At 48.5% G+C, this 26,124-nt stretch carries 23 protein-coding genes and 7 pseudogenes; 16 read left to right on the top strand and 14 right to left on the bottom strand.

All coding sequences use genetic code 11. The features are described 5' to 3' along the window. Positions 1 to 192: 192 nt before the first annotated feature. A complete protein-coding gene (locus C3432_RS25950; RefSeq protein ID WP_146050979.1) occupies positions 193 to 1,698 on the bottom strand; it encodes a sensor domain-containing diguanylate cyclase in 1,506 nt (501 codons plus the stop codon). Positions 1,699 to 2,370: 672 nt separating this feature from the next. On the opposite strand from C3432_RS25950, the gene C3432_RS25945 reads away from it, so the two are divergent. After that, positions 2,371 to 3,891 carry an EAL domain-containing protein gene (locus C3432_RS25945; RefSeq protein ID WP_103780323.1) on the top strand — a complete coding sequence of 507 codons (1,521 nt, stop codon included), beginning with the start codon at positions 2,371 to 2,373 and terminating at the stop codon, positions 3,889 to 3,891. Positions 3,892 to 4,075: 184 nt separating this feature from the next. On the opposite strand, the pseudogene C3432_RS27585 reads toward C3432_RS25945, so the two are convergent. The 5 genes and pseudogenes from C3432_RS27585 to C3432_RS25925 form a co-directional block, all read right to left on the bottom strand. Further along, positions 4,076 to 4,233, bottom strand: a pseudogene (locus C3432_RS27585) (IS3 family transposase); the annotation flags it as partial. A gap of 247 nt (positions 4,234 to 4,480) precedes the next feature. Beyond that, positions 4,481 to 5,476, bottom strand: coding sequence for a RepB family plasmid replication initiator protein (locus C3432_RS25940; protein ID WP_374755490.1), 996 nt, complete (start codon positions 5,474 to 5,476; stop codon positions 4,481 to 4,483). A gap of 1,293 nt (positions 5,477 to 6,769) precedes the next feature. Next, positions 6,770 to 7,137 (bottom strand): annotated as a pseudogene (locus C3432_RS25935) (type II toxin-antitoxin system VapC family toxin). Between the two features lie 234 nt (positions 7,138 to 7,371). Further along, entirely contained in the window at positions 7,372 to 8,484 is a 1,113-nt protein-coding gene (locus tag C3432_RS25930; protein WP_103780319.1) for a hypothetical protein, read from the bottom strand. Positions 8,485 to 8,544: 60 nt separating this feature from the next. Beyond that, a complete protein-coding gene (locus tag C3432_RS25925; protein WP_146050978.1) occupies positions 8,545 to 9,561 on the bottom strand; it encodes a hypothetical protein in 1,017 nt (338 codons plus the stop codon). 852 nt (positions 9,562 to 10,413) lie between these two features. On the opposite strand from C3432_RS25925, the gene ccdA reads away from it, so the two are divergent. The 5 genes from ccdA (at position 10,414) to C3432_RS25900 (ending at position 14,304) form a co-directional block, all read left to right on the top strand. Then, positions 10,414 to 10,632, top strand: a complete 219-nt coding sequence (gene ccdA / locus C3432_RS25920) for a type II toxin-antitoxin system antitoxin CcdA (protein WP_103780315.1) — start codon at positions 10,414 to 10,416, stop codon at positions 10,630 to 10,632. 1 nt (position 10,633) lies between these two features. Continuing rightward, on the top strand, positions 10,634 to 10,939 hold the full coding sequence (gene ccdB / locus C3432_RS25915) for a type II toxin-antitoxin system toxin CcdB (RefSeq protein WP_103780313.1): 306 nt from the start codon (positions 10,634 to 10,636) through the stop codon (positions 10,937 to 10,939). A gap of 17 nt (positions 10,940 to 10,956) precedes the next feature. Then, entirely contained in the window at positions 10,957 to 11,748 is a 792-nt protein-coding gene (locus C3432_RS25910; RefSeq protein WP_103780311.1) for a site-specific integrase, read from the top strand. Positions 11,749 to 12,127: 379 nt separating this feature from the next. Then, positions 12,128 to 13,333, top strand: coding sequence for an AAA family ATPase (locus C3432_RS25905; protein ID WP_103780445.1), 1,206 nt, complete (start codon positions 12,128 to 12,130; stop codon positions 13,331 to 13,333). Beyond that, complete coding sequence (locus C3432_RS25900; protein WP_258041672.1) at positions 13,330 to 14,304, top strand: ParB family protein; 975 nt, start codon at positions 13,330 to 13,332, stop codon at positions 14,302 to 14,304. The genes C3432_RS25905 and C3432_RS25900 overlap by 4 nt, the downstream gene beginning before the upstream one ends. A 59-nt stretch (positions 14,305 to 14,363) precedes the next feature. Here C3432_RS25900 and C3432_RS27580 read toward each other — a convergent pair whose 3' ends face one another. Next, positions 14,364 to 14,597 (bottom strand): hypothetical protein, encoded by a 234-nt coding sequence (locus C3432_RS27580; protein ID WP_146050977.1) that lies wholly within the window; start codon positions 14,595 to 14,597, stop codon positions 14,364 to 14,366. 40 nt (positions 14,598 to 14,637) lie between these two features. On the opposite strand from C3432_RS27580, the pseudogene C3432_RS28175 reads away from it, so the two are divergent. From C3432_RS28175 to C3432_RS25870, 8 genes and pseudogenes are all read left to right on the top strand, one after another. Further along, positions 14,638 to 14,820, top strand: a pseudogene (locus tag C3432_RS28175) (hypothetical protein); the annotation flags it as partial. After that, a pseudogene (locus C3432_RS28585) lies at positions 14,817 to 14,897 on the top strand (DUF2913 family protein); the annotation flags it as partial. The pseudogenes C3432_RS28175 and C3432_RS28585, both read left to right, overlap by 4 nt. 461 nt (positions 14,898 to 15,358) lie before the next feature. Beyond that, a complete protein-coding gene (locus C3432_RS28580) occupies positions 15,359 to 16,246 on the top strand; it encodes an integrase catalytic domain-containing protein (protein ID WP_445432944.1) in 888 nt (295 codons plus the stop codon). A gap of 73 nt (positions 16,247 to 16,319) precedes the next feature. Beyond that, positions 16,320 to 16,715 (top strand): hypothetical protein, encoded by a 396-nt coding sequence (locus C3432_RS28575; RefSeq protein WP_445432943.1) that lies wholly within the window; start codon positions 16,320 to 16,322, stop codon positions 16,713 to 16,715. A 2-nt stretch (positions 16,716 to 16,717) separates the two neighbouring features. Next, on the top strand, positions 16,718 to 17,137 hold the full coding sequence (locus C3432_RS25885; RefSeq protein WP_445432942.1) for a TniB family NTP-binding protein: 420 nt from the start codon (positions 16,718 to 16,720) through the stop codon (positions 17,135 to 17,137). A 117-nt stretch (positions 17,138 to 17,254) separates the two neighbouring features. After that, positions 17,255 to 18,873: pseudogene (locus tag C3432_RS25880) on the top strand (ISL3 family transposase). A gap of 48 nt (positions 18,874 to 18,921) precedes the next feature. After that, positions 18,922 to 19,386: a TniB family NTP-binding protein gene (locus tag C3432_RS25875; protein WP_445432941.1), complete on the top strand. Its 465-nt coding sequence runs from the start codon at positions 18,922 to 18,924 to the stop codon at positions 19,384 to 19,386. Continuing rightward, positions 19,383 to 19,622, top strand: a pseudogene (locus C3432_RS25870) (TniQ family protein); the annotation flags it as partial. The gene C3432_RS25875 and the pseudogene C3432_RS25870, both read left to right, overlap by 4 nt. On the opposite strand, the pseudogene C3432_RS25865 reads toward C3432_RS25870, so the two are convergent. The 5 genes and pseudogenes from C3432_RS25865 to C3432_RS25840 all read right to left on the bottom strand — a co-directional run. After that, positions 19,621 to 19,771, bottom strand: a pseudogene (locus tag C3432_RS25865) (transcriptional regulator); the annotation flags it as partial. The pseudogenes C3432_RS25870 and C3432_RS25865 sit on opposite strands and share 2 nt — an antisense overlap. After that, a complete protein-coding gene (locus C3432_RS25860; protein WP_103780304.1) occupies positions 19,768 to 20,160 on the bottom strand; it encodes an amino acid-binding protein in 393 nt (130 codons plus the stop codon). The pseudogene C3432_RS25865 and the gene C3432_RS25860, both read right to left, overlap by 4 nt. Next, complete coding sequence (locus C3432_RS25855; protein WP_103780302.1) at positions 20,153 to 20,476, bottom strand: antibiotic biosynthesis monooxygenase family protein; 324 nt, start codon at positions 20,474 to 20,476, stop codon at positions 20,153 to 20,155. Before C3432_RS25855 ends, C3432_RS25860 begins: the two co-directional genes overlap by 8 nt. 717 nt (positions 20,477 to 21,193) lie before the next feature. Then, positions 21,194 to 21,520 carry a type II toxin-antitoxin system RelE/ParE family toxin gene (locus tag C3432_RS25845; RefSeq protein ID WP_103780298.1) on the bottom strand — a complete coding sequence of 109 codons (327 nt, stop codon included), beginning with the start codon at positions 21,518 to 21,520 and terminating at the stop codon, positions 21,194 to 21,196. After that, entirely contained in the window at positions 21,520 to 21,747 is a 228-nt protein-coding gene (locus C3432_RS25840) for a type II toxin-antitoxin system Phd/YefM family antitoxin (RefSeq protein WP_103780295.1), read from the bottom strand. Before C3432_RS25840 ends, C3432_RS25845 begins: the two co-directional genes overlap by 1 nt. Before the next feature lie 311 nt (positions 21,748 to 22,058). Here C3432_RS25840 and C3432_RS25835 point away from each other — a divergent pair, with 311 nt between their 5' ends. Both C3432_RS25835 and C3432_RS25830 read left to right on the top strand, forming a co-directional pair. Then, positions 22,059 to 23,264 carry an AAA family ATPase gene (locus tag C3432_RS25835; protein WP_103780293.1) on the top strand — a complete coding sequence of 402 codons (1,206 nt, stop codon included), beginning with the start codon at positions 22,059 to 22,061 and terminating at the stop codon, positions 23,262 to 23,264. Then, positions 23,261 to 24,232, top strand: coding sequence for a ParB family protein (locus C3432_RS25830; protein WP_103780290.1), 972 nt, complete (start codon positions 23,261 to 23,263; stop codon positions 24,230 to 24,232). Before C3432_RS25835 ends, C3432_RS25830 begins: the two co-directional genes overlap by 4 nt. A 146-nt stretch (positions 24,233 to 24,378) precedes the next feature. Here the strand turns inward: C3432_RS25830 and C3432_RS25825 are convergent, their stop codons facing one another. Both C3432_RS25825 and umuD read right to left on the bottom strand, forming a co-directional pair. After that, entirely contained in the window at positions 24,379 to 25,650 is a 1,272-nt protein-coding gene (locus tag C3432_RS25825; RefSeq protein WP_103780288.1) for a Y-family DNA polymerase, read from the bottom strand. Continuing rightward, positions 25,650 to 26,072: a translesion error-prone DNA polymerase V autoproteolytic subunit gene (umuD, locus tag C3432_RS25820; RefSeq protein ID WP_103780286.1), complete on the bottom strand. Its 423-nt coding sequence runs from the start codon at positions 26,070 to 26,072 to the stop codon at positions 25,650 to 25,652. The genes C3432_RS25825 and umuD overlap by 1 nt, the downstream gene beginning before the upstream one ends. Positions 26,073 to 26,124: the final 52 nt, after the last annotated feature.

Here is a 26,124-nt window from a genome sequence, read left to right as displayed (position 1 = left end):
GTCCATTAAGTGATGTTATTTTCAAACAAATACAAATATCACACAGTTCAACAGATTGGCGGGCATCCCGGCAAAACGACCTTCCGCTCCCACAGCCAGTGAAAACAGAGGTCATGTCCACGGTATGTCGTGTTCCGGGGATCAAAAATCAGAGCAACGTAAGCGGCTTTTTCCATTAACAGGCTGAGTCAGTCAGCTCAAAAAGGCGGTTCTGTCTTTCCCCGCCTGCTTAGCCTGATACAGTAAACGATCGACCTGCTCTATAAGTTCGTGTTTTTCTTGATTCTGGAACTGCGATACTCCCGCGCTGAACGTGACCGTTAAATCGGCTTCCCGCCATTCGCGGTCGCGCACTGCCGTATGGCATTTCTTAAGTACCATAACGGCTTGTTCAATGGTCATTTTGTCAAAAATAATCGCAAATTCTTCTCCGCCATAGCGGTACAGGTGACACCCGTAGATTTCAACAATATCCTGGCATTGTGCAGCAATCCCTTTAAGAACCGCGTCACCCGCAACATGCCCATATTTGTCATTAATATTTTTAAAGTTATCCACGTCAATCAGTGAAAAAGAGAACGCTTTTTTCTCCGCAATTCTTTTTTCAAGATCGCTTTCCATCGCTCTTCGATTCAGTGCCCCGGTTAAGGCGTCACATTGACTCTCACTGGTCAGGGTCTTCTCACGGTTTTTACTGAGATGAATTTCCTGAGAGAGAATGTTTTCCAGATTGTCATGCCCTTCAGGGGTACCCGTTTTAATATGACCAATGATGTTAAACAGCTTTTTACCCCAGTGATACTTGAGGTAAAACCCGAAAGACAGCACGATGATCGTTAAAACAACAAATCCATAAACCACGCCCTGCGTTTCCGCCCAGACTTGTTCCTGTAAGTGTTTGTTGCTGATGGTATAAATGAGCGTCCACCGTGGGCCTTCAAACTGATAGGAAAAAAACCAGGCATTGCTGCCCGAATCATAGTACTTACCGCCGTGCCTCTTCAGTAACGGATAGATGCTGTCGATATTGTCGGGCTCCCAGTTATTGTCAATCATATCATCCGCAATATGCTGCCCGCTGCTGGAGAGCAAAATAATACGCCCCTCTATCGGAGGGCGCATTTTTTCCATATTTTTGTTTATTTTCAGAAGGTTAATATCGAAAGCCAGCACCCCATTGAACTTTCCATACTGATTGAGCATGGGGGCGGAAACGGTGACCGTCGCGACACCGGTGAATATATCGCTATGTGGCTCGGTAAACCGGATATGAAAAGGAGAGTTAGCTTCATGGATAAACCAGGCACGCTGTTTAATTGAATTATCCGGGAATATGTCTTTGTTATCATTGTCAGGAACCCGGACAAATTTCCCCTCTTTATCCGTCATGATAATGGCATCTAACTCCGGTGAATTATCGAGAATAGACACCACGCTTCGTAACACATCTTCCTGCGCATGGCTCATGTCAATCTCTCTACGACCCAGGTCACGACTGGCAGCAATGATTTTTGATTCTACGGTGGAGAGTATTTCGTCGATATAAAGCTTAGCAATATTTGAAGTATAGTTTCGACTGATATCCAGATAAACATTGCTGACTTTTGTTCTCAAGTTATCAACAACATAATAACTTGTCGTCAGGATCATAAACATTAGAATAAAAATACCCGTGTTTATTTTTCTTGAAAAATTCACCGTTTTTCTCAACTGGACGTTTGGGACGACAGAGTGTAAGAAAACATCTACCGCCAATACATTCGGTATTTAGAGTCAAAATACTCGGGCAAACAGAAATGTTCACATGTGATACTATTACAAAGCAAAAGGATCGTGGAAAAAACAGCTTACTGTAACATTTTTAATCAATACCTTACGATGCTCTATACAAATTTTTCATACACTCAACAAAAACCGCGGCATAACGTGAAAGTGAAAAAATGAAGATTGTTTAAGGTTTGTTTAGTCTTGCTTTTTTTTTAATTTGCCGGTGCGATTTTTAAACTTTTTAAAATGTGAGTGTAATATTGCACAGCAAACCTTATGAAATACGGCATTCATGGATAGCGGCAAGCATATGTGCTCTGCCGTATCCGGTAATAAGACGACTCTTTTGGGGGCTAATACATTAATTGACAATTAAGCCCTCAGCAAAGCCAACACTTAACCAATTGATATAAATGAAAAAATTCAAAAACAAACACAAAGAGGGGCAATTATATATAGTTTGATAACGACCAAAAAACTTGTGTATCATAGATGACTCTTACATTCACCGTTGCAGGTAAATCCTGCTTTTCATCCTCGTAGATATAATTAGCGGAGCATGAACGGCCTACCTGTGCATGTATTACTGTTATGGAACGTTAGGTGATTAAAAGCAGCCAGCTACTTAAAAATGTGATTATGACGTTAGTTTGCGGCTTATCCGTGTGGGCGTTTGGGCTATTTATTATTACCGCCGAGGTTGAAAGTAAAAATAATGCGAATGACGAGCTCGTGCTTAACGGTACGTTGCAACGTATAGATCAATTACTCGATGTCGTTTCCGGTTCAATGGACAAGGCCGCCCTGCTCTACAATGGCGTCTGTGGTGAAACAGGCGATTTACTGACTCAACTGGCAACATTCACACCGTATTCACGTTCGTTCAGCATAGCCGATGATAAGAATATTGTCTGCACTTCCACATCGGGAGAGGTCTCTATTCCGGTCGGTGAATACTTCCAGGATGGGAAAGTACTCTCGCTTAGCTATGGTCCTATTCCGCAAAAAGTCACGATGACGGTGAACCTGAAACGCCTCTTTGGGCAACATTATCTCATCGCCAGTATCCCCACGTTCTACTTTGATAATGACATTGTAGGACGAACAGATGCTGAGAAATTATACATTAAAATCGATTCAGGCTATCTGAGCAGCTCCGGTAAAGTCAGCGCGCAGCGTCCGGTCAGGGAAAAAGAGCGCATCACTTCCGTACAATCTGAAGAGTATAAATATGAGCTGTTTTACAGCGTCGTTGATGAACGCAGCTGTTTTAAGCAGCTCCTCTCTGAAACCACGCTTTTCCTGATGTTCATGTGTGCAGGCCCAATCGTCTCCTTCTGGGTGTGGAGGATTGTCGGCAAACCGCAGTCCTTACGCACTAAATTTGAAGTCGCGATTGAGAAAGGTGAAGTCCGCCCGTACTTCCAGCCACAAATGTCGGCCATGGATGAGAAAATCATCGGATGCGAGGTTCTGGCGCGTTGGATCTCTCATGAGGATGGTATTATTCCGCCAAACCAGTTCATCCCACTCGCAGAAGAGTCCGGCCTGGTCGTGCCAATGACGCGCCAGCTTATGGCCCAGGTAAAGACCTGGTTGCTCCCCATTCAGCCTTCGCTGCCGGATGGCTTCCACGTCAGCATCAACTTCAGCTCTCAGCATATGATGTCCGATGATATTGTTGATGACTGTTGTAATTTCCTGCGTGGCTTTAAGCCGAACAAAATCCAACTGGTGGTGGAAATCACCGAAAGTGAATTACTTAACGACAATAAACGCATTAAGGAAGTCCTCGGCAAACTGCAGAGCCTGGGCGTGTTAGTCGCCATTGACGATTTCGGGACCGGGTATTCTAACCTTAGTTATCTTCATGATTATAAATTAGATATCCTGAAAGTTGATCGTAAATTCATTTCCCATTTGACGCCAGAAAACGCAAAAGATCATCTCATTGCCAGCATTATTGATATCTCCCATAAGGTGGATATGAAGACAGTGATCGAGGGTGTCGAAACCGAAGATCAGGTTGCCAGCATGAAGATCCTGAATCCAACCTGGCTACAGGGTTTCTATTACGGCAAACCTGTACCCGGAAACGAGTTTTACGATACGTGGCTGAGATAAATCAACCTGCCAATTTTGACGTAACGCGATGACCTGCCCCAGGATTCGCGACAGGAGAGCCTCCAGGCCCGTAGACAAATCATCCCTGTAGTTTGAGCACAGGAGAATCAACGGGCCCTGAGTTTAAGGAAGAGGCTGTCTGTCAGGTCATGCCGGCACACAGCCTGCGTAAATGAGTCCGTTCCGTCAGACATTCCTTAGTGAAATCATCCACGCAAGTCAGATTCCTGATTCTGCGGTGCTGGCCGCCAGATGTAGCAACAATAGATGCTCTGTTACCAGCCCTTTACGATGTCATCTGCGTTTTACGCCCGGACCACTGAGATGAGAAAGGCGATACACGTACGCCTTTGCGACGCCGTCAGTGCCCTGAACGCCGCTCACAGGGTTTATGGGAGTGAATCATTCTTCTCTCTATAGCTTATATAAACTGTAGCGAGTAATTCCGCCCTGTTTCTGCATATTTATAAATTATAACGAGTAACTATAATCTATAGAGAGCATAAATAGCGGTTATGAGTGAAGGATCCCGTCGCTGAGAGCAGTCAGGGTGACATAATCGGTGGAGTGTACTTGCTATAGCTTATGTTCACTTATTCCTGAACAATTTCTCAAGATCATCCATCGTGATCCCAAGTTTCTGAAGTAATTGCAGCTTTTCAGCAAGCTCTGGATTGATTTCGCCTCCCCTGGACGGGCGCTGGGGATTTTCTTCACGGGCATCCCTGGGCGCCTTCAGCTTGGGCCGACGATAATGAACATTGAACAGAACGCTACGGCCACGCTGGATCTCCGTGTAATCCAGGTAACCAATCTCTTTGAGCTGTTCCATGGCCCGGCGTACGGTCTGGTTTTGTGAAAAAACAGGAGATCTCAGACTGAGACGAGCTCTGAGCCTCGCAAGTGAGATCGGAGCAGGATCCTTCGGCAAGCTTTCGATAAACGTATACAGCGCCTGCGCGGATTCGCGACGCTTTAATGTATTTATCGCTTTGAGTTGCAAAAGTACTTTTTTATCAAATTCATAGAGTTCAAACAGGCGCGGGTCCGCCTGCAACTGCACGATATCCTTTTCGGTATCATAATAAGCCGACTGTACCAGGTGCGTGATGTATTCTTTGGTGTGCTTTTCATTGGTTCGGGAGAAAGAGATCACCGTCCCCGCGATACGCTTAAGTGAAGGGCTGATGCGTTCACGAAGCTTTCTGGAAGACTGACTGGATGGGATCCCGCATAGCTTTGCAAACTCGACAAACGGTAGCTGTACCTTATCCCCGATCACCTTGTATTTAGCAAAAGAATGGATGATTCCGACCCATGTTTTAAAATCATTATCCATATCCAGCCTTGGCCCCGTAATCTCAACCTTATCAAACCCTTCCGCTTTGGCTAAAGACAGGCGGGTTAATTCCTCTGTAGCATCGGTTTTGGATAATGTGTTTTTTTTGCTGTTTTTCAGTGACTTAAGCGTAGGAACAAAAACACCGAGTCTCATCAGAGCTACCGGCTGAACGGTATTATTTGAGTTAGGTGTCAGTGTGACAAGCTCTCCGGAGGACTTATCAACCTCCTCAAATAGCTTTATCAGGTCAACGTTTTTGTTTTCCAAAACGGGCTCCGGATCTGTGGATCGTTTCGACTGCCTGTGCATGAAATCAAACAGGCCCTCTCAGATCCCTGAAATGCAAACGCAATGTTATACACAAGAAGTGCAGGTTCTTGCTTACTATAGCTTATTATTTTTACTAACTACAGTATATGTTGAGCATGTCATATCTTATGTAACGCTCATCATAGCTTATAATTTACCTATTACAGCTTATGGTGACAGCCTCTCAGCCTAGAGCTGGCAAGGCTTACAGCGATCGGGGATCTTTATAGGATCTATATAGGATCTGATTAAGGATCTATTGTTTGGATCTATTCAGTGGATATGTGGATAAAAATCTAAAAATACCAGGGCCATAATGTTCTGCACTTCAAACCCTTTCCTGTGAACAACACGGACCTTGCGTCCGATGACACACCACGAATGTCTGCATGGAGGATCGGAATCATGAAAACCACCTGCACTCAGAGCAGTAATTTCGTTCACCCGGGAAAAGCCCCAACGTGTTCAGACGATCCACTGTAGAAATAACATTACCTGAAACTGCTTTCAGCAACATGCACCTTCCAGACAGAAAGTCCTTCATCCATCTCCTGCAAATAACCTCATTTCATATTACGTCAACATGGGAACAGTACTGTTGAAACTAACAAGAATATACAGTGGCACAACATGATGCCTCACATCTGACAGATAAGGTTTAGTCCCGTCGCTTTTGCAATTACGCTCACGTTTCTGATACAAAAGTTTTAGATAACTGATATTTATCCGATAGTTATATAACACACTAAAAAAAGCTCTTTCCATCTGTGCCTTGTATGATTTCGCGTCTTTTAGCTCTCTCCTGGAGTTAAAAGACGTTTTTTTATACAAGAACCTCAACCATTTTGTTTATGGTTTCCATAAATTCCCTAGTAAAACCTCCTCCGTCTGTCAGCCAGGAGAGAAGAATATTCAGAATTTAATTTTTATTCCCAGAATAGCGCCGTAACTTTCATCTTTATCATCCAGCGACTTTTGATAACTCAGAGAACCGCGAAGCATTAAATTTATGATCAACGTCCACATTCAACTCTCCCCAAGCTCTGGTGCTTTTCATTGTAAAGGGAACATATCCGTTTTCAGATGAGAATTAAGTTTGCTTTTTCTCCTTAAATTCATGCCAAAGACTCGGGCTTACCCAGCCCGTGGTAATGGAGGTACTCTGCTCTTTTTTCAGTTTGTCATCATGATCCCACACTTCATGCCTCCGTACGCCCAGTCGGCCCGTTAAGTGATTATTTCAAAAACGATTTGATATGAAACCGGGACAGGAAAACAAGGAGTCGCAGGAAGTGATACTGAGCGGACCTCCCTCGCATTATTGGTCACCAGAATCGCTCCCACCGACACAGTGTCGTGTCGTTCGGGCCGATCGGCGTCCCGGCGAGGCGCAGTGCCACTTTAATGTCCGTGGTGGCATCCACCGCGGTACGATCCCACTGCAGGATGGTACCGAAGCGCATCTCGGCCCAGGTAATGGCCGAAACAACGATTCGGTGGTTACGCAGCACCGCCTGCTCCAGGTGCTTCAGGTGCTTCAGCACGGCTTCCGGTTGCTCGCGCATGATGAACGAGCAGATGGATGTGTGGAGCATATCCGGAATGATCAAAGCACCGGGTGTGTGCATATGTTCAGTACAGGCAGATGCTCAGCATATGTATATATGTGGCATATGCAGATGGCTGGCATATCCTGAGTTCTCTCATTTTCGAGGAGGATCAGAAAAAAGTCTTATCCGGAAAACAAAAAGCCGCTGAAGCGGCTCTTTTGTCTGTTCTCTGGTTGCTGGCGCGGGTGTCGCGCTGGATGGAAGTGTCTTAACAGCGGCTTATTTATCGTCTGGTAGTAAAGGTCTGTTCTGACGGAGTGGAAATGTATTTTCACGTAGCAGCGCGACAGATTCGGTATCAAGGAGGGAACCATTCTCCAGATCTTCAGCCCGGAGCAGAAGGTTATCAATACTGTCGATCATGTTAAGTACCTCTCTGACGCTGCGGACCAGATCCCTGTCAGAGGGCCTGTACGATATCTGGCGAAAATTTCGCGCTCCCAGATTATTTCGGGAAAACGTTTCATAATGTTCCGCCAGTCTGTCAGCTTCATTATCATGGATCCAGCGCCTCTGGTCGTCCTTTCCAAAGACACGCTGAGCATAATCGTCGAATTCCCGATTATCTACCGGAACGCCATTAACGAGCTGATCGAGCAGTTGTTTTAAATGTGCACGCAGTGCGCTCAGGCTATCCTGATAGCCCATGTACAGTTCGTGGTAAAAGCAGACTGAAATAATGTTCAGGCGGTTTATGATTTCTGTCAGCGCAGGAATAAACCGCTTCACCTGTGTAGTCAGAAGGTCCGGATAGGTCAGAACTGTGACCTTGCCCCAGCGTCGTTCATGGCTATCAGGGCCCAGTGCCTGATACTGCTTGTAGCTGATCGTACCGCTGGACATCGTCACTCTGACGTTTCCAAGGTAGTCCCTGATCAGCACATCGGTCATACCTGCCAGCCTGGCCGCCAGCACCCCGCCAGTATGAAGTATCGTTTCTGCCCTCTTTAACTCCCCGCTTTTCAGGTGGTCACACTGAAGGAAGAAATGGTTAATTTCCCCGATCAGTTGCCCGAGGGTAATCTCTGTCTGGAAATCGACTTTATCCACAATCTGACGGATCCCCTCCGCAATAGAGCCCTTGAGACTCCGGAATTCATCTCTGATCTGTGCTGATATCAGCTGTTGAGAAATACATATTTCATTCTCTAACGCAACAAATAAGGCAGGGGTATAACCGGTATCTGCTTTCTTTTCAACGGTCTTCAGGTTAGCGACAATTTTACCGGTGGTCGTGTCCTGCACCGTTGCACCAATAAACCGCCAGCTACCTTCCTGTATTTTCTTTTTCGCACCATCTGACAGGGATGCTTCTAATTCAAGGGTTTGCATATCAATCCCTCCTGGTCGAAAAGCCCCTTCGGGCTTTTATCGTGAGAAAGGGTAAGAGTCCTAGCTGTGAAGGAAATCGCTGCTGAGCAGGCGGGCCTCTTCCGGAGTAAGGAAGTCAGATGTCATGTCTGCAAACCGCACCGGATCAGTGATGGTACCGAAGCTGCCAAACTCTTCGCGGATCTGGCGCAGAAGGTGATCCGGAAGCTTGCGTGCAGCACGGTAGGCACGATCAAACATATTGCCCGCCCCGACCGGACTGTCCACTAAAGCACGTCCGGTATACGGCAGGTATTTATCCAGCATTTCCTCTGCGTAACGGATGGCCATACCCGGCTCAAGAGCCGAGGTTTTCAGCGTCCCCACAGGGGCGACGCGGGGGTTCAGCAGATAAACTGCCCCGAGTGCGACCTGGTAGAAAAACTGCTCCCACTGGTCATATCGCCAGCCAATGCACAGCCCGTAGTCATACTTACCCAGTTCGGAGTCTTCTTTAAACGTCACAACACCGGTTGCCGGCATATCAGCGACTTCACGTTGCCACTCGTAGAACGGGATCTCAAAGGTGCGTTCACCACACGCCATATCGCCGTAGCGTTTTTCAAGATCAGCGAGCAGGAAATACAGAATAAACGCGCGCAGGGCGTTGCAGTCGGCATCCCACTGGCGGGGTGACTGGATAAGCGTCTCCGGAGCTTTGTCGAGGATCTGCTGTGCCTGTTCCTGCGCGCCGGCATTAATCCCGCGGGCATCGTCTTTCAGACGGCGAAGCATGGTCAGGACTGGCTGATTAAGAGTCATGGCCCCGACGGCGGTGCGCATCTGGTACAGAACGCCATCGAATGTACCGTCAAGGACGCTGGCAATAATGCGATCGCCCCAGTCCGGGTTCCGCTCGGTCCAGGCCACCACTGAAGAGGCATTTCCATGCCGGCACAGGTAGTTATGCACCTTACCCGGGAAGGATTTCAGCACATAGCTGAGGCTGGTCGGGAAACAGGCGCTGTAGATCTGGACGGCCGGTACTACCTGCGCCGTCATGCCATAGTCCATCATGGTGGTAATGATATGGCTCATGGCACCATGCGTGGTGACATACTGGGGGGAACCTTTTAACGCTAGAGCTTCTAGGACAGCTTTGCGAGCCGCGGGGGAAAGTTTCGCATTTTCCGGCTGTTGCTGGATGAATCGTACTAACTGGTCATATTTCATTTTCTCAATCTCCAGGCGGTCCTCATCTGAGCGCGCGATCAGTTTGATTTCAGTGAACCCACTGTTCCGGGCCGTTTCGCGGTTTAGCCTGCCGCGTTCAGGTGATGATTTTGCGTTCATTGGTTTAAATCCTGCTACATGGATTAGTGTTTTCACATAAAACCGTTTACAAACGGTTTTATGTAAACTAGCCTGGAAAATATAAAACAGCAATACGAATTTCTGATAACCATCTATATTCTTTTTTTTGCATTTCTGTTTTCTCTTTATATCTTTTTAATTAATTGTGTCGGTCCTGCTCCGGAGATCCGAAAACTCATTGTTTCGGATCCTCCTCACCCTGCCCGGTTGTTTAGCTGCCGGAAACACAACATGTATAACTCCATAAGCGGTTTTCTCCTGTATGTTGTATTCCTCCCCTGCCCCATGACCTGGATCGCAGGGGCGAAAAAGGGCGCTTTGCTTATTCCATCACCGTGCTACACTTCCGAAAAGTTAAAATATGAATAAAAGTCGGATCGTCCCGGAACAGGCATCCGGTAATTTATTTAAGTGGTTATATGTCTGCTTATTATCAGACAGATGATTTTCACGGAAGGAAATATAATTTATAAAACGGTTAGTGACTTAACTATATACACTTCAGGACGCATGATTAATGCACGAATGAAATGTATACTTAAGGTCATACTAACGATACGTAAAGGAGTGTGCATAATGAAGCAGCGCATTACTGTCACGATAGACAGCGATAACTATCAGCTGCTCAGGTCGGCTGATGTCAACATCTCGGGGCTGATCAATACTGCCATGCAGAACGAAGCCCGTCGTCTGCGTGCGGAACGGTGGCAGGCGGAAAATCAGGAAGGGATGGCCGAGGTCGCCCGGTTTATTGAAATGAACGGCTGCTTTGCCGATGAAAACAGGGACTGGTGAGATGCAGTTTCGGGTTTACAGCTATAAAAGAGAAAGCCGCTACCGCCTGTTCGTGGATGTGCAGAGTGACATTATTGACACCCCCGGCCGGCGGATGGTGATCCCGCTGGTCAGTGCCCGACTGCTGTCTGACAAAGTCTCCCGGGAACTGTATCCGGTGGTGCATATCGGGGACGAAAGTTACCGCCTGATAACCACGGATATGGCCAGCGTGCCGGCCTCTGTGATCGGGGAAGAGGTAGCCGATCTCAGCCACAGCGAAAATGACATCAAAAACGCTATCAACCTGATGTTCTGGGGAATATGAATGACAGGTGATCCACAATGAACGGCCAGCCTCCTGTCACCTTACCGGCGGTATATTCTTCAGGACAGCCTGCACAGCTTCCTGTCGCTATTGATTATCCTGCGGCTCTCGCACTTCGTCAGATGGCCATGGTTCACAATGAACTGCCGAAATATCTTCTGGCTCCGGAGGTGAGCGCCCTGCTCCATTACGTTCCCGATCTGCACCGCAAAATGTTGCTGGCAACGCTCTGGAATACGGGGGCGCGCATTAACGAAGCACTGGCGCTCACAAGGGGCGATTTTTCGCTGTTACCCCCCTACCCGTTCGTACAGCTGGCCACGCTCAAGCAGCGAACGGAAAAAGCAGCAAGGACGGCAGGGAGAGCACCTGCCGGCAGTCAGGCACATCGCCTGGTTCCACTTTCCGATCACCAGTACGTCAGCCAGCTGGAGATGATGGTGGCGACGCTGAAGATCCCGCTGGAGCGGCGCAATAAACGAACCGGCAGAACAGAGAGGGCGCGTATCTGGGAGATCACCGACCGGACAGTCCGGACCTGGCTGAATGAAGCCGTGCAAGCCGCAGCCGCCGATGGCGTGACGTTCTCGGTACCGGTGACGCCGCACACGTTCCGGCACAGCTATGCCATGCACATGCTGTATGCGGGGATCCCGCTGAAGGTGCTGCAGAGTCTGATGGGCCACAAGTCGGTCAGCTCAACGGAGGTGTACACCAGGGTGTTTGCGCTCGATGTTGCGGCACGTCACAGAGTTCAGTTTCAGATGCCCGGAACCGAGGCGGTGGCCCTGCTTAAGGGGAACATTTAGGCGGCCATCAGTTTGAATGGTCACTTCAGGCGGGTCACAACATTTTTGATATATCAGACCGTCAGGTGATTCGGGCTGTAGCGTTATGCCATACCTGAATGTGACAGGCTGGCAATGTCCTCTATACGGGTTCTGATGGTTTTCAATTCCCATTACAGGCTCTGCCAGTAGCGAATACATTACCGTCTGCTGTGTCTTTCTCCGAAATGGTCAGCCGTTTCAGTAGCGGGCACCGCCCGTTCAGGCTCTCCTCAAATTGTATTTAATCAAAACCATGTCATTTACCTGAAATTTGACCCTGGCCAATAAAAAATGAATTTTTCATTGAATTATGATGTTTTTTATTCAAAATGATAAAAAACATCATAGTGGTGAAATTATGGATAATCTGGAACAGCTTAAGAAAGTTGCTTCAAGGGCGCACAAAATGTTGTCCTCCCTCAGCGAACACATTCAGCAGCAAAAGGAGGAGTTTCATCTCCACGAGTTTTATCAGGTTTACAGTAAAGCCTCGCTGTATAAACTCCCCAAACTTAGCAAAGGGAGTGTCGAATATGCGGTAAGTGAGATGGAATCTCAGGGCTATGTTTTTAACAAGCGCCCTTCAGGTAATACGATGAAGTATGCGATGACGCTTCAGAACGTCATTGATTTGTATCAGCATCGTGGTGTACCAAAGTATCGTGACCGGCATCATGAGGCTTTCTGTATTTACGTCTCCAATCTTAAAGGAGGCGGCTCCAAAACCGTTTCAACGGCCTCTCTGGCACATGCCTTAAGAGCACATCCACATCTGTTGTTTGAAGATTTAAGGATCCTGGCAATCGATTTTGACCCTCAGGCGTCATTAACCATGTTCTTAAGCCATCAGAATTCGATTGGTCTGGTAGAAACAACCGCAGCCCAGGCGATGCTTCAGAATGTAAGCCGTGAAGAGCTGCTCTCAGACTTTATCGTTCAATCTGTTGTTCCGGGAGTTGATATTATTCCTGCTTCAATTGACGACGCGTTTATCGCTGAGAGATGGAAGGAACTCTGTGCAGAATACCTGCCGGGACAAAATGTCCATGCTGTACTGAAAGAAAATATAATCGATAAGCTCAGGTATGATTACGATTTTATCCTGGTTGACACGGGGCCACATCTGGATGCGTTCCTTAAAAACGGTATCGGTGCAGCAGATCTGTTGTTGACCCCCCTCCCCCCGGCAACTGTCGATTTCCATTCATCTCTGAAGTTTGTTGCAAGTTTACCTGCATTAGTTGAGAGCATTGAAGCGGAAGGACATACATGTAATTTGACAGGGAATATCGGTTTTATGTCCAAACTCTTAAACAAGAGTGACCATAAAATTTGCCACAGCCAGGCAAAGGAAGTTTTTGGTGCAGATATGCTTGATGTTGTTCTGCCAAGGCTTGACGGTTTTGAACGATGTGGGGAAACATTTGACACCGTCATTTCCGCAAATCCGGCAACTTATGATGGTAGTAGTGAAGCCCTGAAAAGCGCCAGAACAGCAGCTGAAGATTTTGCTAAAGGTGTGTTTGACCGGGTTGAATTTATCAGAACGAACAAGGAGGCCTGATGTCCGGACGAAGAAAAACAATCGGCAGGAACTTTACTCCTCAGGCTAGCGTGGAAGAGTCTTCTGCTGAATCGATGGTTCAGTATTTTACCCTGAAGACCGGCCGGAAAGTTAAATTCAGTTTTGTGACCGTTCCGTCCTCAGACGTAGAAAAGAAAACTTTTGTTCGACAGGAAACCAATGGGCGGGATCAGTCTGCTTTAACGAGAGACTCTTTAAAAGACATCATCAGAACTATTCGATTCCAGCAGTTCTTTGCCTGTATCGGGGTTGTGGATGGCGAGAGAATTGAAATTCTTGATGGCTCGAGAAGACGAGCAGCCGCAATGGAAGCGCATACACCTCTTAATATCATGGTGACATCAGACAAACTCACCGCCGAAGAGGCCAGACAGCTCGCAAAAGATATCCAGACAGCAAAGGAACATAATATTCGGGAGGTTGGTCTTCGTTTACTTTCTCTGAAAGAGGCGGGTCTGACACAGAAGGAAATCGCTGAAAAAGAAGGTCTCTCGCAGGCAAAGGTTACGCGAGCTATACAGGCGGCTACCGTTCCTCAGGAATTAATATCCCTGTTCCCGGTGCAGTACGAGTTATCATTCTCTGATTATAAAAATCTTTCTGAACTTGATGAGCGATTGACTGAAAAATCCATAGTCTGTACTCAGCTTATTGAGAAGATATCGTCACAGCTTGATAGTTTAGTGGCTGATGAACATCTTCAGGAAGATGAGAAGAAAGCCGCAATTCTTAAACTTATTGCGAAGGGCGCGGCTTCGCTGATTGCTGCCCCTGCAAAAGAAAAAGCGACGGTTTCTCCGCTATGGAGCTTCAAGGAAAAAGACAAGTATGCGCGCAAGCGTGTCAAAGGACGAAGCTTTACTTATGAGTTTAACCGGTTGTCAAAGGAACTACAGGGCGAGATAGATGCTGCAATTCAGAATGTTTTGCAACGTCATCTGGGCGAATAGATTCGCCCTTTAAATTTCAATCTTAAGTTCATGTTTTATATTGGGTTGCACTGATGATTTCAGGGTGAAATCGCCATGCGTTTCACGCCAGTTTTGCAACAGGTATGTCTTTCCGGCGAGCTGTATACGCGCTCAACAACATTGCTCGCTTCATCTGCCAGCCAGAACTGATCCTGTGACCATATGGTCGTGGTAATAATGATGTATATATTCTTATCCAGCATGAGGGCTGCAGCTTTTTGCTGGTGAGATTTCCTCTCCTGGTTATAGCGACGATTTTGGGCTTTTTGCAATTACATATCCCTCGTTATTTCTGAGTACTACTACGGGTTTATCGTCGCGGGCTCTGATATTTTCCCTGAGAGAAGTGAATACAGCATTATTTTCCCTTACGGATGGGATAAGCTGCAACTGACGCGATAAATGCGGCGAATGTTTCCCCGTAAGACGGGTCGACGTAAGTTGATCATGCTGGATGAATTACATCAGCTTTTTGACTTGCGGGAGAAGCTGTGACGCTGACAGAAAAATCAGGCCATCTGGCGTGGTGTGCCTTAGTGGTGCTTGCGCTGGCCAGGCAGGATAGTGGCATTCCTGTCATTTTCAGAAGATGACTGCACCATCCTGACTGACTGTAATGCCCGGTGTGCAGGCGACTCCTAACGGGAAAATATCAGAAGTCATCTTCACCAGTCTCGACTATGCTCAATACTCGTGTGCACCAAAGCGAGGTTTGGGCATGGCGTCGGAAACATTGCAAATTATTGAGCGGGGAGTGCCACCCTTCCCGACGCAACATGGGAGCAAGTCCGTCGAAGGACGGAGATTATCAGCCCACTTGCTGAGCTGAAGTCGTTGGGCACCGGGCCGCCGACGCGGCAGCCCTTGCGCTGGGGATTTCCCGGCGGCAGGTATATGTCCTGATCCGGCGTGCGCGGGAGGGTTCTGGTCTAGTGACCGACCTGGCCCCTGAGCGTTCCGGGGCGGCAGAGGTAAGGGCCGGTTATCGGAACCTGTCGAGAGCATCATACGCGAGCTGCTGCAAAAGCGATTCATGACCAGACAGAAGCGTAGTCTGGCAGTATTCCACCGCGAGGTCGTGCGCACATGCAAAGCACAAAAGCTGCCAGCGCCGGTACGTAACACCATTGCCCTACGGATTGCCCGCCTTGACCCGGGGAAAATTATTCGCAGTCGGGAAGGTCCGGAGAGTGCACGTGGCCTGCAGGGCGTTGGTGGAATGCCTCCCGCAATATCAGCACCGCAGGAGCAGGTACAGATTGACTATACGGTCGTTAACCTAATCGTTGTGGATGAGCGGGACCGGCAGCCGATCGGACGCCCGCACCTGACCATAGCCATAGACGTATTCACGCGCTGCGTATCCGGTATGGTGGTCACACCGGAAGCCCCATCCGCTGTTTCAGTTGGCCTGTGCCTGGCGCATGTCGTCTGTGATAAACGCCCCTGGCTGGAAAGGCTGGGAGTGGAGATTGACTGGCCGATGAGTGGCAAACCCCGGCTGCTTTATCTGGACAATGCGACCGAGTTCAAAAGCGAAGCTTTGCGTCGGGGCTGTGAACAGCATGGCATCGGACTGGATTATCGCCCGCCCGGACAACCGCACTACAGTGGTATCGTGGAGCGGATCATTGATACGGCGATGCAGAGGATCCACGATGACCTACTGGGGACGACCTTTTCTAATCCCGGCCAGCGTGAGGGCTACAATTCCGAAAATATGGCCGCTCTGATATTGCGTGAGCTGGAACAATGGCTCATTCTGGCAGTCGGTACTTATCACAACTCAGTGCACAATGGCCTGCTTCCGCCTCCAGGTGCCGATGGGTTGAAGTTGTCGCCCGCGATGGTGCCCCGGCCATCATTACCAGCGCTACAGCCTTCCTCGTCGATTTTCTTCCCATTGTGCGACGTACACTAACCCGCACCGGCTTCGTCATCGATCATATTCACTACTATGCTGATGCGCTCAAACCGTGGATTTCCGGGGGCACTTGTCCGCGTTCCTGATCCGACGTGATCCCCGTGACATCAGCCGTATCTGGGTTCTGGAGCCGGAGGAGCAACACTATCTGGAAATCCCCTATCGAACCTTGTCTCATCCGGCTGTCACCCTGGGGGAGCAACGGCAGGCGCTGGCGAAACTACGGCAACAAGGGAGGCGGCAGGTAGACGAAACGGCTCTGTTTCGCATGATCCTGCAGATGCGTGAGATAGTGACCACTGCACAAAAGGCGACACGTAAAGCACGACGGGATGCTGATCGCCGCCTGCACATCAGGACGTCAGCGCCACCGGGTAAGTTGCTTCCACCAGTTACGGGCAGTACTGACCCGATGGTGGAAAGTATTTCACCTGTCAAATCGTTCGACCAGATTGAGGAGTGGTAGCTGTGGATGAGTATCCCACCACTGACCTGTCCCACCGGCTGCCGGTGGCACAAAGGCTGGCCCGACTTCCGACAGACGAGCGCATACAGCGCATCCGGGCCGACCGCTGGATTGGTTATCCGCGAGCGGTCGACGCGTTGAACCGACTGGAAACCTTGTATGTGTGGCCTGACAAACAGCGCATGCCCAATCTGTTACTGGTCGGACCTACCAACAACGGCAAGTCGATGATCATTGAGAAATTCAGGCGTATTCATCCAGCCAGCTCTGACGCTGATCAGGAGTACATTCCCGTACTGGTCGTACAGATGCCATCAGAGCCATCGGTGCTCCGCTTCTATGTGGCACTGCTTGCCGCACTCCTTTACGTCCGCGCCAAGACTGCCAGAAACAGAGCAACAGGCGCTGACAATGCTGCGTAAAATCAGTGTGCGTGTTCTGGTGTGTCAACGACGGGTAAAAAGTGGGTCTTCCGCAACTTGGGTGGAGAAATATTGATGAAACTTTCTAGTTAACAAGGATCTAAGCTGTTTTAAGTTATGGACAACGCTATGCCTTCACTTAAGACGCTTTTGCAGTTGCCTTGCGGGTGGCAATCCAGCCGACAAGATGTTAGTTCTGATGGGATAACCCTCCATCTTCGTGCCAAGCGTAAAACTGCACTATGTCCTGAATGCCTTAAGCGCAGCAAATCAGTTCATAGTTGTCGGCGGCGCCGGATACAGCATCTACCTTGTTCAGGCCAGGCGCTATGGCTGGTATTTGCCGTCCGTCACTGGTACTGCAGTAACCCAGCCTGTTCACGCAAAATTTTTGCCGAGTCGCTGGCTCCCTTCGCAGGGGCACGGCAGCAGTCTTCACAGGCGTTACAAAATTTACAGCATCAGCTGGGATTAATAGCTGGAGGTGAAGCTGGAAGACGGGCGGCAACGGCAGCGGGTCTCCGTAGCAGTGCAGATACTCTTCTTCGCAGAGTTTCAATACCCCGGAGACGAAACCGCCAGGCACGCCCCATGTTGGTATCGACGAGTGGGCGTGGCATCGGGGTCATCGTTACGGCACGTTAATAGTCAATCTTGATACTCACCGTCCCCTCGTCCTGCTTCCCGGCCGCGATCAGCGTACGCTGGCTGCCTGGTTCAGAAAATATCCGGAAATACAGGTTGTCTCACGCGATCGCGGCGGTATCTATGCTACAGCAGCACGTGAAGGTGCTCCTCAGGCCAGGCAGGTGGCCGATCGCTGGCACTTGTTGAAGAACATTGATGATGCACTCGAACGGATGATGTACAGACACATGCCGCTGATACGTCTTGTTGCCGGTGAGTTGTCACCAAAGAAATCACCTGAGCCAGAACGGGTACAAACAGCTCCATATATCCGTCGCCCGGAGCGACTTAAGCAGCAGACTCGTAATAAACGCCACCAACGCTGGGTGGAGGTAATCACCCTGCATAAGAATGGATGTGGGCTCCGTCAAATATCCCGTACCACCGGGTTATCACGCGTAACTGTCAGGCGCTGGCTCCAGTCAGGTACATTCCCTGAAATGTCGACCCGCCCCCGGAAACCAAGCCTTCTGGATCCCTGGCATGAGTGGCTGGAGGAACAGCGTGAAAGCGGTAACTACAATGGCAGCCAGATATGGAGGGAGATGGTGGCAAAGGGGTTCACCGGTAGCGAAACCACCGTCAGGGATGAGGTTGCCAAATGGCGTAAAGGTGGGAGCACATCTGTTACTGCGCCAGCCCGTCTTCCATCAGCTTCGCGCGTGAGCCGTTGGTTGGTGCCCTGGCGAATAATAAGGGGCGAAGAAAATTATGCCTCTCGCTTCATCGGGCTGATGTGTGAAAAAGAGCCGCAGCTGAAAATAGCACAACAACTGGCACTGGACTTCTACCGGATCCTGAAAACCAAAAACAAGCAACAACTTAGCAGGTGGTTCAGTAATGTCAGCGAAAGCGGCCCGGTTGAGCTTCAGCGTGTTGCTGCCGGGATGGAAGCTGATGCAGCAGCAATATGTGAAGCGATTACCAGCCGATGGAGTAACGGTGTAGTCGAAGGGCATGTAAATCGCCTGAAAATGCTGAAGCGGCAGATGTACGGGCGTGCTGGGTTCGAGTTACTGAGGCGACGGGTGATGAGTCCTCTGGCCTGAAAGGTTCCCCCCAAGTTGCGGAAGACCCACTTTCGCACCGTTGGTAACATGGTGATCGATGAGCTGCACAATATTCTGGCTGGTAACAGTGTAAACCGGCGGGAGTTTCTCAATCTGTTGCGTTTTCTCGGCAACGAGCTCCGCATACCACTGGTTGGTGTCGGCACGCGTGATGCCTATCTGGCCATCCGTTCAGACGACCAACTGGAAAACAGGTTTGAGCCTGTGGTGCTGCCGTTATGGGAGGTAAGTGAAGATTGCAGTTCGTTGCTGGCTAGATTTGCGGCTTCACTCATGTTACGGCAGCCATCACCGATTGCCACACAGGATATTGTCCGTTACCTGCTGGCTCGCAGTGAAGGCACTATCGGTGAACTTGCGCACTTGTTGATAGCGGCGGCAGTAGCCGCCGTGGAGAGCGGTGAAGAAGCGATCAATCAACGTACGCTCAGCATGGCGGATTACACAGGTCCCACCGAGCGACGAAGGCAATTTGAGCGGGAACTGATATGAAGCTGGCCTCACGCTGGCCATTACATCCGGCTCCGGGAGAAGGAGAGGCGCTGTCCTCATGGCTTCATCGCATCGCTGGTTGTTATCGCATGGAGGTTCGTGACCTGCTGGATCATTACCTTGGGCACGACCAGGTGGTTGATCTGGACGAGGCACCACCGCTGTCGTTATTAAGAGCGATCGCGCAACGTAGTGGCATCGAACTGGAGCGACTCCGCAGTATGAGTTTCGCTGGCTGAGTTCAGTAGCTGTCCACGCGCCCGTCCATCAGGGCGCACAGAATACTGACCCTCGACGGGTCAGATATGGCAGAAGCAACCATAGCCATGGATGTTTCAAGAGCATTATCCGGCTCACTATTGTGTCCATTTTTCAGGAGGTTCATCCAGAATGTATTGCCCATTTTTGGGTTACTTCAGCTGCCCGGGTATCATCATCCGTAACTAAAATGAGCCGATTACTGTGGTCACTGTACTGTACCAGGATGTTAATGCCGTTCCGGGCAATTGTGTCCGCTATTTCTCCAAGCTCCCCGGGTCGTTCCTGAGGTAATTTTCTTATCAGAGGGCTGCGCACACTGCTGACCTCAAAACCGGCATCAATCAGAACCTTGCGTGCTTTTTCACCGTCTTCAACAAGGAAATGCGCGTGTCCGGCATCAGGCGTTGAAAATACTCCGCCTCCTTCAAGTCCCACACCGTTTTTACCCAGCACACTGCCAAGTGAGCCAAGCGAACCCGGAGTATTGCTTAAAATGACGTGAATGTCATACATGTTGATGTGCCTCCTTATCAGAAGAGTAATCACGGAATACTCTGGCAACGCGTATTCTGTAGAATGAAAAAATTGACTGCTTACCTTCTTTCTGCGCAGCCTGGTGCATAACATTTTGCTTCCATCCTGCCACAGATTCCTCATCTTCCCACCATGACAAAGAAAGGATTTTTCCGGGCGTGCTCAGGCTCTGGTAGCGTTCAATAGAAATAAAACCCGGCGTGTCTGACAGTAAAGGCTTCAGCCCGGCAGCAAGCTGAAGATATCTTTCCTGTGCCTCAGGCAGGGCATCTGCCTCAAAAAGTACCGCAATCATGATTTAGCTCCGTCGTTAATTTCCGGTCAGTTTATTACCGACGAAAGCATGACGCTTCGGCCAGCACCGAAGTATGTATGCTGCGTAAGAAGTGGTGGGAACGGAGAAGAGCTAACTGAGCGATGAACAGAGATTCACATAGTGGAACGTCAGTGTAATCGTCTTCTGACATTTCGTGCAGTTGTCTTCTGAAAATGACATCACTTATGTGGTCACAATAACATTCTCTAGCATTTTTACTGATGGTATATATAGAGCATACCCCAATGTGACAGGCTGACGCGCCCGCAGGGCTTGTCCAACCCCTCGCTGCTCAGAAGCAAGTTCTGAACAGACTCACGGTTTGCGTTGTGCTCAATCACCTGAACGTCCAGGTTGAAGGGAATTTAAATGGAGGCAGAAAAAAGGCTGCTGGCACGCTCTTTCATGGAAGATATGGGCTTCTGTCCGATCGCGTCAACTCAACTTAGTCTCAATCTTTACGGACCCATAGTGCAAGTATTGCTGCTGCCATAGCGCTTAACATGAAAGCGAAGAGGGAACCAAAAGCATTCATCATTGAGCCCCCTTTAGAATAACCGCAGGTTTGAGGCGTTTCACTGATTACCTTACAAATAACATCAGGATCAAGCCCCCAATAAACAAAGGAAAATAAGGCAACAATAGAGATTGCCGCTTTGTATATTTTTGCTTTTTTTAATATGTCATTCCCCTCCTTCAGATGCTAATCAGACGTTTAAATAATAATTGTTTAATATCCTGCTTATGAGAAAGGATGGCATGTGCGGTTATTTCTTTGCCATCGACAGAATATAGCACCCTATAACCATCCGGTGTGTTGCACTCCCGGTATTTTGCACAACCAATTTTGAGCAATTCAGGGCAGACCTGACACCCTAGCGGGAAATCTCTCACCCTCTTTTCAAAGTGCTCAATAATGGCGGTGATCACGTCCTTTGGCTCTACCTCGATGCGCCGTAAATGACTGGCTATATCTTCGATGCAGACCTTAACCGTTTTAGTGTACTGAATGACGACATTCATTACAGGTTCGCCAACAGTTGTTCTCTGCTGAATACGTTGCCGTCAGCCTTGTCTTTCTCTGAAATAGTTAACAGCTTAAGAAGCGCGATGGCGCTTTCTCGCTCCTGCTGGGCATCGTAGGACTCAATCACATAAGCCGGAACGCCGTTCTGTGTTACCAGGATAGGCTCTGCAAGATCGAGCGTGGCGGCATTTTTCTTCACGTAGCTAATGGTTTCAACTTTCATTGCAGCCTCACATAACCAAGAGGTTTAAATATAGTCCTAATTTAGTCTCCGGGCAATAATTAATTTGAATATACTTTTGTATATACCCAAATATGACAGACTGACGCGCCCGCCGGGCTTCACCTTACTCAGAAGCAAGTTTTGAACAGAGTACAGCCTCAGTTGTCTTTTTGATCTACGTGAAAGATTACCAGCGACGTACAAAAAATGAAAGCCGTATCGTAATATGTTGTACATTTCTGTTTGTTGTGTACAATAGCGTGAGCTTTTACGCCATCAGTGTGCAAGGATTCCATCTTGAGGGGATAATAATGAAACGCGATTACGGTAGTGTGGGTACTATAGCGCTCAGAGCAAGTGCTTTACTCCAGGCTATGAGCCGGGATATCGAGGAGCAAAGGAAAGAATTTAATCTGACTGAATATCATCAGACATATACTCGAAATGCTGTGGCAAAGTTACCAAAATTGAGCCGTCGTATAGTTGAATTGGCCGTAAAAGAAATGGAAGAAAGCGGCTACGTGTTTAATAAAAAGCAGGTTGGTAACGTCGAACAATATGCTCTGACGATACAGAATGTTATTGATATCTACGCTCATCGACAGATACCTAAATACCGAGATATCCATAAAGATCCTTATGTGATTTTCGTTGTAAACCTTAAAGGTGGTGTATCAAAAACCGTCAGTACAGTAACGCTTGCACACGCGTTACGTGTACATCAGGACTTGCTCCGCCATGATCTTCGTATCCTGGTTATAGACCTTGATCCGCAGGCATCTAGTACCATGTTTTTGGACCACACTCATAGCATTGGTACTGTGCTTGAAACCGCCGCTCAGGCAATGCTGAATGATCTCGATGCTGAAACATTGCGAGAAGCGGTTATTCGGCCCACCATTATTCCTGGCGTTGATGTGATCCCTGCATCTATTGATGACGGCTTCGTGGCGAGCCAATGGGAGTCTTTGGTTGCAGAACATTTACCAGGTCTTAAGCCTTCTGAAGTTCTCAGGAAAACAATCATTGACCGTATCGCAGGTGATTATGATTTTGTCTTCATTGATACTGGCCCTCATCTTGATCCCTTCCTTCTGAATGGTCTGGCAGCGAGTGATTTGCTTCTGACCCCTACCCCACCGGCACAGGTTGATTTCCATTCAACCCTTAAATACTTAACACGTTTGCCTGAAATGCTCGAACGTCTTGAAGAGGAAGGTGTGGAGCCACGCCTGAGTGCAAGTATCGGATTTATGTCAAAAATGACCAGTAAGCGCGATCACGAGACGTCCCATAGTCTGGCTCGTGAGGTGTATGCAAGTAACATTCTGGACTCGTCACTTCCACGGTTGGACGGATTCGAACGATGTGGTGAATCTTTCGACACCATCATTAGTGCTAACCCTGTTTCGTACCCAGGCAGTGCAGAGGCACTGAAAAAAGCACGTACCGAAGCGGAACGTTTTACTAAAGCCGTTTTTGATCGCATTGAATTCATCCGGGGAGCGTCCAAATGAAAAGGGTTTTAGCTCGTGGGCGCGTTCTGGGTAATAGCAATTCAGAGTTCGCCCGTATGCTTGAAGGTGACGGAGATGTCAAAACCTTTACACTTAAATCAGGTAAGCAGGCTAAATTTGTCAAAACGGTAGTGTTAAGCGGAGAGATTGAATCAAAGACGTTCGTTGACGCTTCGGTTAATGGACGTGACCAGGCTATGCTTTCGCGCGAGTCAGTTACTGACATTTCCCGCACGATTAAACTTCAACAATTCTTTCCGGCTATTGGTCGGGAAGTGAACGGACGAATTGAAATATTAGACGGTACTCGTCGTCGGGCTGCCTGCATGTATAACAACGTAAAATTCGAAATTTTGGTAACAAAAGACGATATTGATCTTGCAGACGCAAGGCAGCTTGCAAAAGACATACAGACTGCAAGAGAGCATAGTCTGCGTGAACTGGGAAAACGACTGGAAGTTACCTATGGGACCAGTATGACTAAAGAAGAGATCGCTCTGGCTGAAAATATCTCTTCTGCAAAAGTCACACGGGCATTTCAGGCGGCATCAGTACCGGACGAAATGATCTCTGTATTTCCTGTAATAAATGATATTTCGCTGTCGGATTATCAATTTTTGTTGAAACTGTCTGAAGAAGCAAATCACAAAAAAACGTCAGTGAAGGAGTTAATGGATAAAGTGCGGCAAAAGCTGATGGCTCTGCCTGATTATCCAGCAATTGATAAAAGCAAAATCTTGGCAGTCTTTCGGGCAGAGAGCAAAGCTCTTATGGACCGGCCTGCCAAAACTGTTGAAACTGAGAAGTTGAGAGAGTTTGCTGATCGCAACCAGTTTGCAAGGAAGAAAACAGACTCGAAGAAGCGGCTTGTTGTTTATGAATTCTCACGGATATCTAATGAAGTGCAGTCAGAGATTGATGAAGCTATCAAGCGTATTCTTGAAAAACTGCCTTCATCGGGGGGATAACAATTAAAACAAAAGGATGCCATTAGGCATCCTTTTTCTTACTATTTTCACCATGCTTTTTTAATGATTATTACATTGATTATAAAGGTTTTTTTAAAATTATTTCATAGTGAAATCACCACGAGTTCTCTTGTGTTTTTGCCTCGTTATAGTTTGGCTATTGGCAATTCAGACCAGCGAGTCGTATAGGCTGGTGAAAGCATTTCTCGCTTCATTTGCCATTCAGGTGCAATTCCCCGTCCCGCAAACCACACTTTTCCCAGCCCTGAATGGTTAATACCGTCCACGACTTTCATCAGCTGATTGCTGTTGCTTCGGGGCTGAGTATCATCGAACAGGTTCAGTTGCGACACCCCTGTTGGTGAGAAATCGTTGAGCATACAACCCGCTTTTGCATATCGATGCCCATTCACCCAGATCCGGTCCAGTGCTTTCACCGCTGCGGCTATGATGTCCCTGGTATCCTGTGTGGGAGTCATCAGTTTCTCACTGGTCATATTCCCGTAATACGGTTCGTTCACCGCGAACGGTGACGTCTTAACAAATACAGATATATGCCTGCAGAACTGCCGCTCGCCGCGCAGCTTTTCAGCTGCTCGCTCAGCGTACTGACAGACTGCCTGCCGCATAGCTTCATACGTCGTGACACGCTCCCCAAAAGACCGGCTGCAGACAATCTGCTGTTTTGGCGGAGGCGCTTGTTCCAGCGAAATATAGCTTTCTCCGTTGAGTTCCCGGACTGTTCTCTCCAGCACAACGTTGAAATTCTTCCTGATAAATACAGGGTTCGCGCGCGCTAGCTGCAGTGCCGTAATGATGCCCATCGAATTAAGCGTCTTTGAGATCCTGCGACCTACTCCCCAGATTTCCTCCACCGGCTGCAGTGTGAGCAGTTTCTCCGTTCGCTTCGGATTATGTGACGTCAGGGCAAGCACCCCACCGAACTGTGGCCACTCTTTCGACGCCCATTGCGCACTTTTAGCCAGCGTTTTGGTCGGCCCCATCCCTACACCAATTGTCAGCCCCGTTCCTGAGCGAACGTGCTCGCGCAGCTGCCGGCCGTACTCCTCAAAATCGATGCAGCTGTCTATACCGCGGATATCGAGAAACATCTCATCAATAGAATACTGCTCTACCCGCGGCGCCAGTTCCTCGAGGTGAGACATAACCCTGTTCGACATAGACGCATAGAGCTCATAATTGCTCGAGAATGTGATGACCGGCTCAGGGAATTCGGCCTGCTTCAGCTGAAACCAGGGGACGCCCATTTTAATACCCAGCCGTTTCGCTTCGGCACTGCGCGCGATGACGCAACCATCGTTGTTACTGAGCACCACAACGGGCCTGTTACGCAGGTCAGGACGAAACACTTTTTCACAGCTCGCATAGAACGAATTCACATCAGCGAGCGCAAACATCAGTTCGTACTCCGCGTCTTATGTATGAATGCCATCACCACGCCGAAAATCTGCAGTTCCTCCGGATAGAGCGTGGGGTAAGCCGGATTCATCGGCAGCAGGGCGATACGGGGCTTCAGCTGCAGGCGTTTAACTGTAAATTCGCCGTCTGTTTCCGCGATGACGATGTCACCCTGCAGCGGTTTTTCGGCTTTGTCGACAACCATCAGATCGCCGGAGTGCAAACCCATGTCTTTCATTGAATCACCTATGGCCCGTACAAAGAAGGTTGCAGCCGGACGCCGGATACAGTAGGCATTCAGGTCCAGTTCCTCCTCCGTGTAATCAGCGGCCGGCGACGGAAACCCTGCCGGACAACGTTCAGTGAATAGTGGTGCGGTGGACTGCACCGGCTCGGGTTTGGGGGAGACAAAAAGTAACATGGCAACCTCTTAAAATGCCTGTTTGCATATACAGTATTATTTAAGATATTTC

This window comes from Citrobacter amalonaticus, from assembly GCF_002918555.1.
Taxonomy (GTDB): Bacteria; Pseudomonadota; Gammaproteobacteria; order Enterobacterales; family Enterobacteriaceae; genus Citrobacter_C; species Citrobacter_C amalonaticus_A.
The sequence above is the reverse complement of the archived record's forward strand: the minus strand, read 5'-3'. Positions and strand labels throughout refer to the sequence as shown.

What these genes read in the sequence shown, in the direction of transcription:
- C3432_RS25930 (WP_103780319.1), bottom strand. Translation starts at nt 8,484, where the DNA reads ATGCAAACCCTTGAATTAGAAGCATCCCTGTCAGATGGTGCGAAAAAG.
- C3432_RS25925 (WP_146050978.1), bottom strand. Translation starts at nt 9,561, where the DNA reads ATGAGCCATATCATTACCACCATGATGGACTATGGCATGACGGCGCAG.
- ccdA (WP_103780315.1), top strand. Translation starts at nt 10,414, where the DNA reads ATGAAGCAGCGCATTACTGTCACGATAGACAGCGATAACTATCAGCTG.
- ccdB (WP_103780313.1), top strand. Translation starts at nt 10,634, where the DNA reads ATGCAGTTTCGGGTTTACAGCTATAAAAGAGAAAGCCGCTACCGCCTG.
- C3432_RS25910 (WP_103780311.1), top strand. Translation starts at nt 10,957, where the DNA reads ATGAACGGCCAGCCTCCTGTCACCTTACCGGCGGTATATTCTTCAGGA.
- C3432_RS25905 (WP_103780445.1), top strand. Translation starts at nt 12,128, where the DNA reads ATGGATAATCTGGAACAGCTTAAGAAAGTTGCTTCAAGGGCGCACAAA.
- C3432_RS28580 (WP_445432944.1), top strand. Translation starts at nt 15,359, where the DNA reads ATGACCAGACAGAAGCGTAGTCTGGCAGTATTCCACCGCGAGGTCGTG.
- C3432_RS25875 (WP_445432941.1), top strand. Translation starts at nt 18,922, where the DNA reads ATGGTGATCGATGAGCTGCACAATATTCTGGCTGGTAACAGTGTAAAC.
- C3432_RS25860 (WP_103780304.1), bottom strand. Translation starts at nt 20,160, where the DNA reads ATGTATGACATTCACGTCATTTTAAGCAATACTCCGGGTTCGCTTGGC.
- C3432_RS25855 (WP_103780302.1), bottom strand. Translation starts at nt 20,476, where the DNA reads ATGATTGCGGTACTTTTTGAGGCAGATGCCCTGCCTGAGGCACAGGAA.
- C3432_RS25845 (WP_103780298.1), bottom strand. Translation starts at nt 21,520, where the DNA reads ATGAATGTCGTCATTCAGTACACTAAAACGGTTAAGGTCTGCATCGAA.
- C3432_RS25840 (WP_103780295.1), bottom strand. Translation starts at nt 21,747, where the DNA reads ATGAAAGTTGAAACCATTAGCTACGTGAAGAAAAATGCCGCCACGCTC.
- C3432_RS25835 (WP_103780293.1), top strand. Translation starts at nt 22,059, where the DNA reads ATGAAACGCGATTACGGTAGTGTGGGTACTATAGCGCTCAGAGCAAGT.
- C3432_RS25830 (WP_103780290.1), top strand. Translation starts at nt 23,261, where the DNA reads ATGAAAAGGGTTTTAGCTCGTGGGCGCGTTCTGGGTAATAGCAATTCA.
- C3432_RS25825 (WP_103780288.1), bottom strand. Translation starts at nt 25,650, where the DNA reads ATGTTTGCGCTCGCTGATGTGAATTCGTTCTATGCGAGCTGTGAAAAA.
- umuD (WP_103780286.1), bottom strand. Translation starts at nt 26,072, where the DNA reads ATGTTACTTTTTGTCTCCCCCAAACCCGAGCCGGTGCAGTCCACCGCA.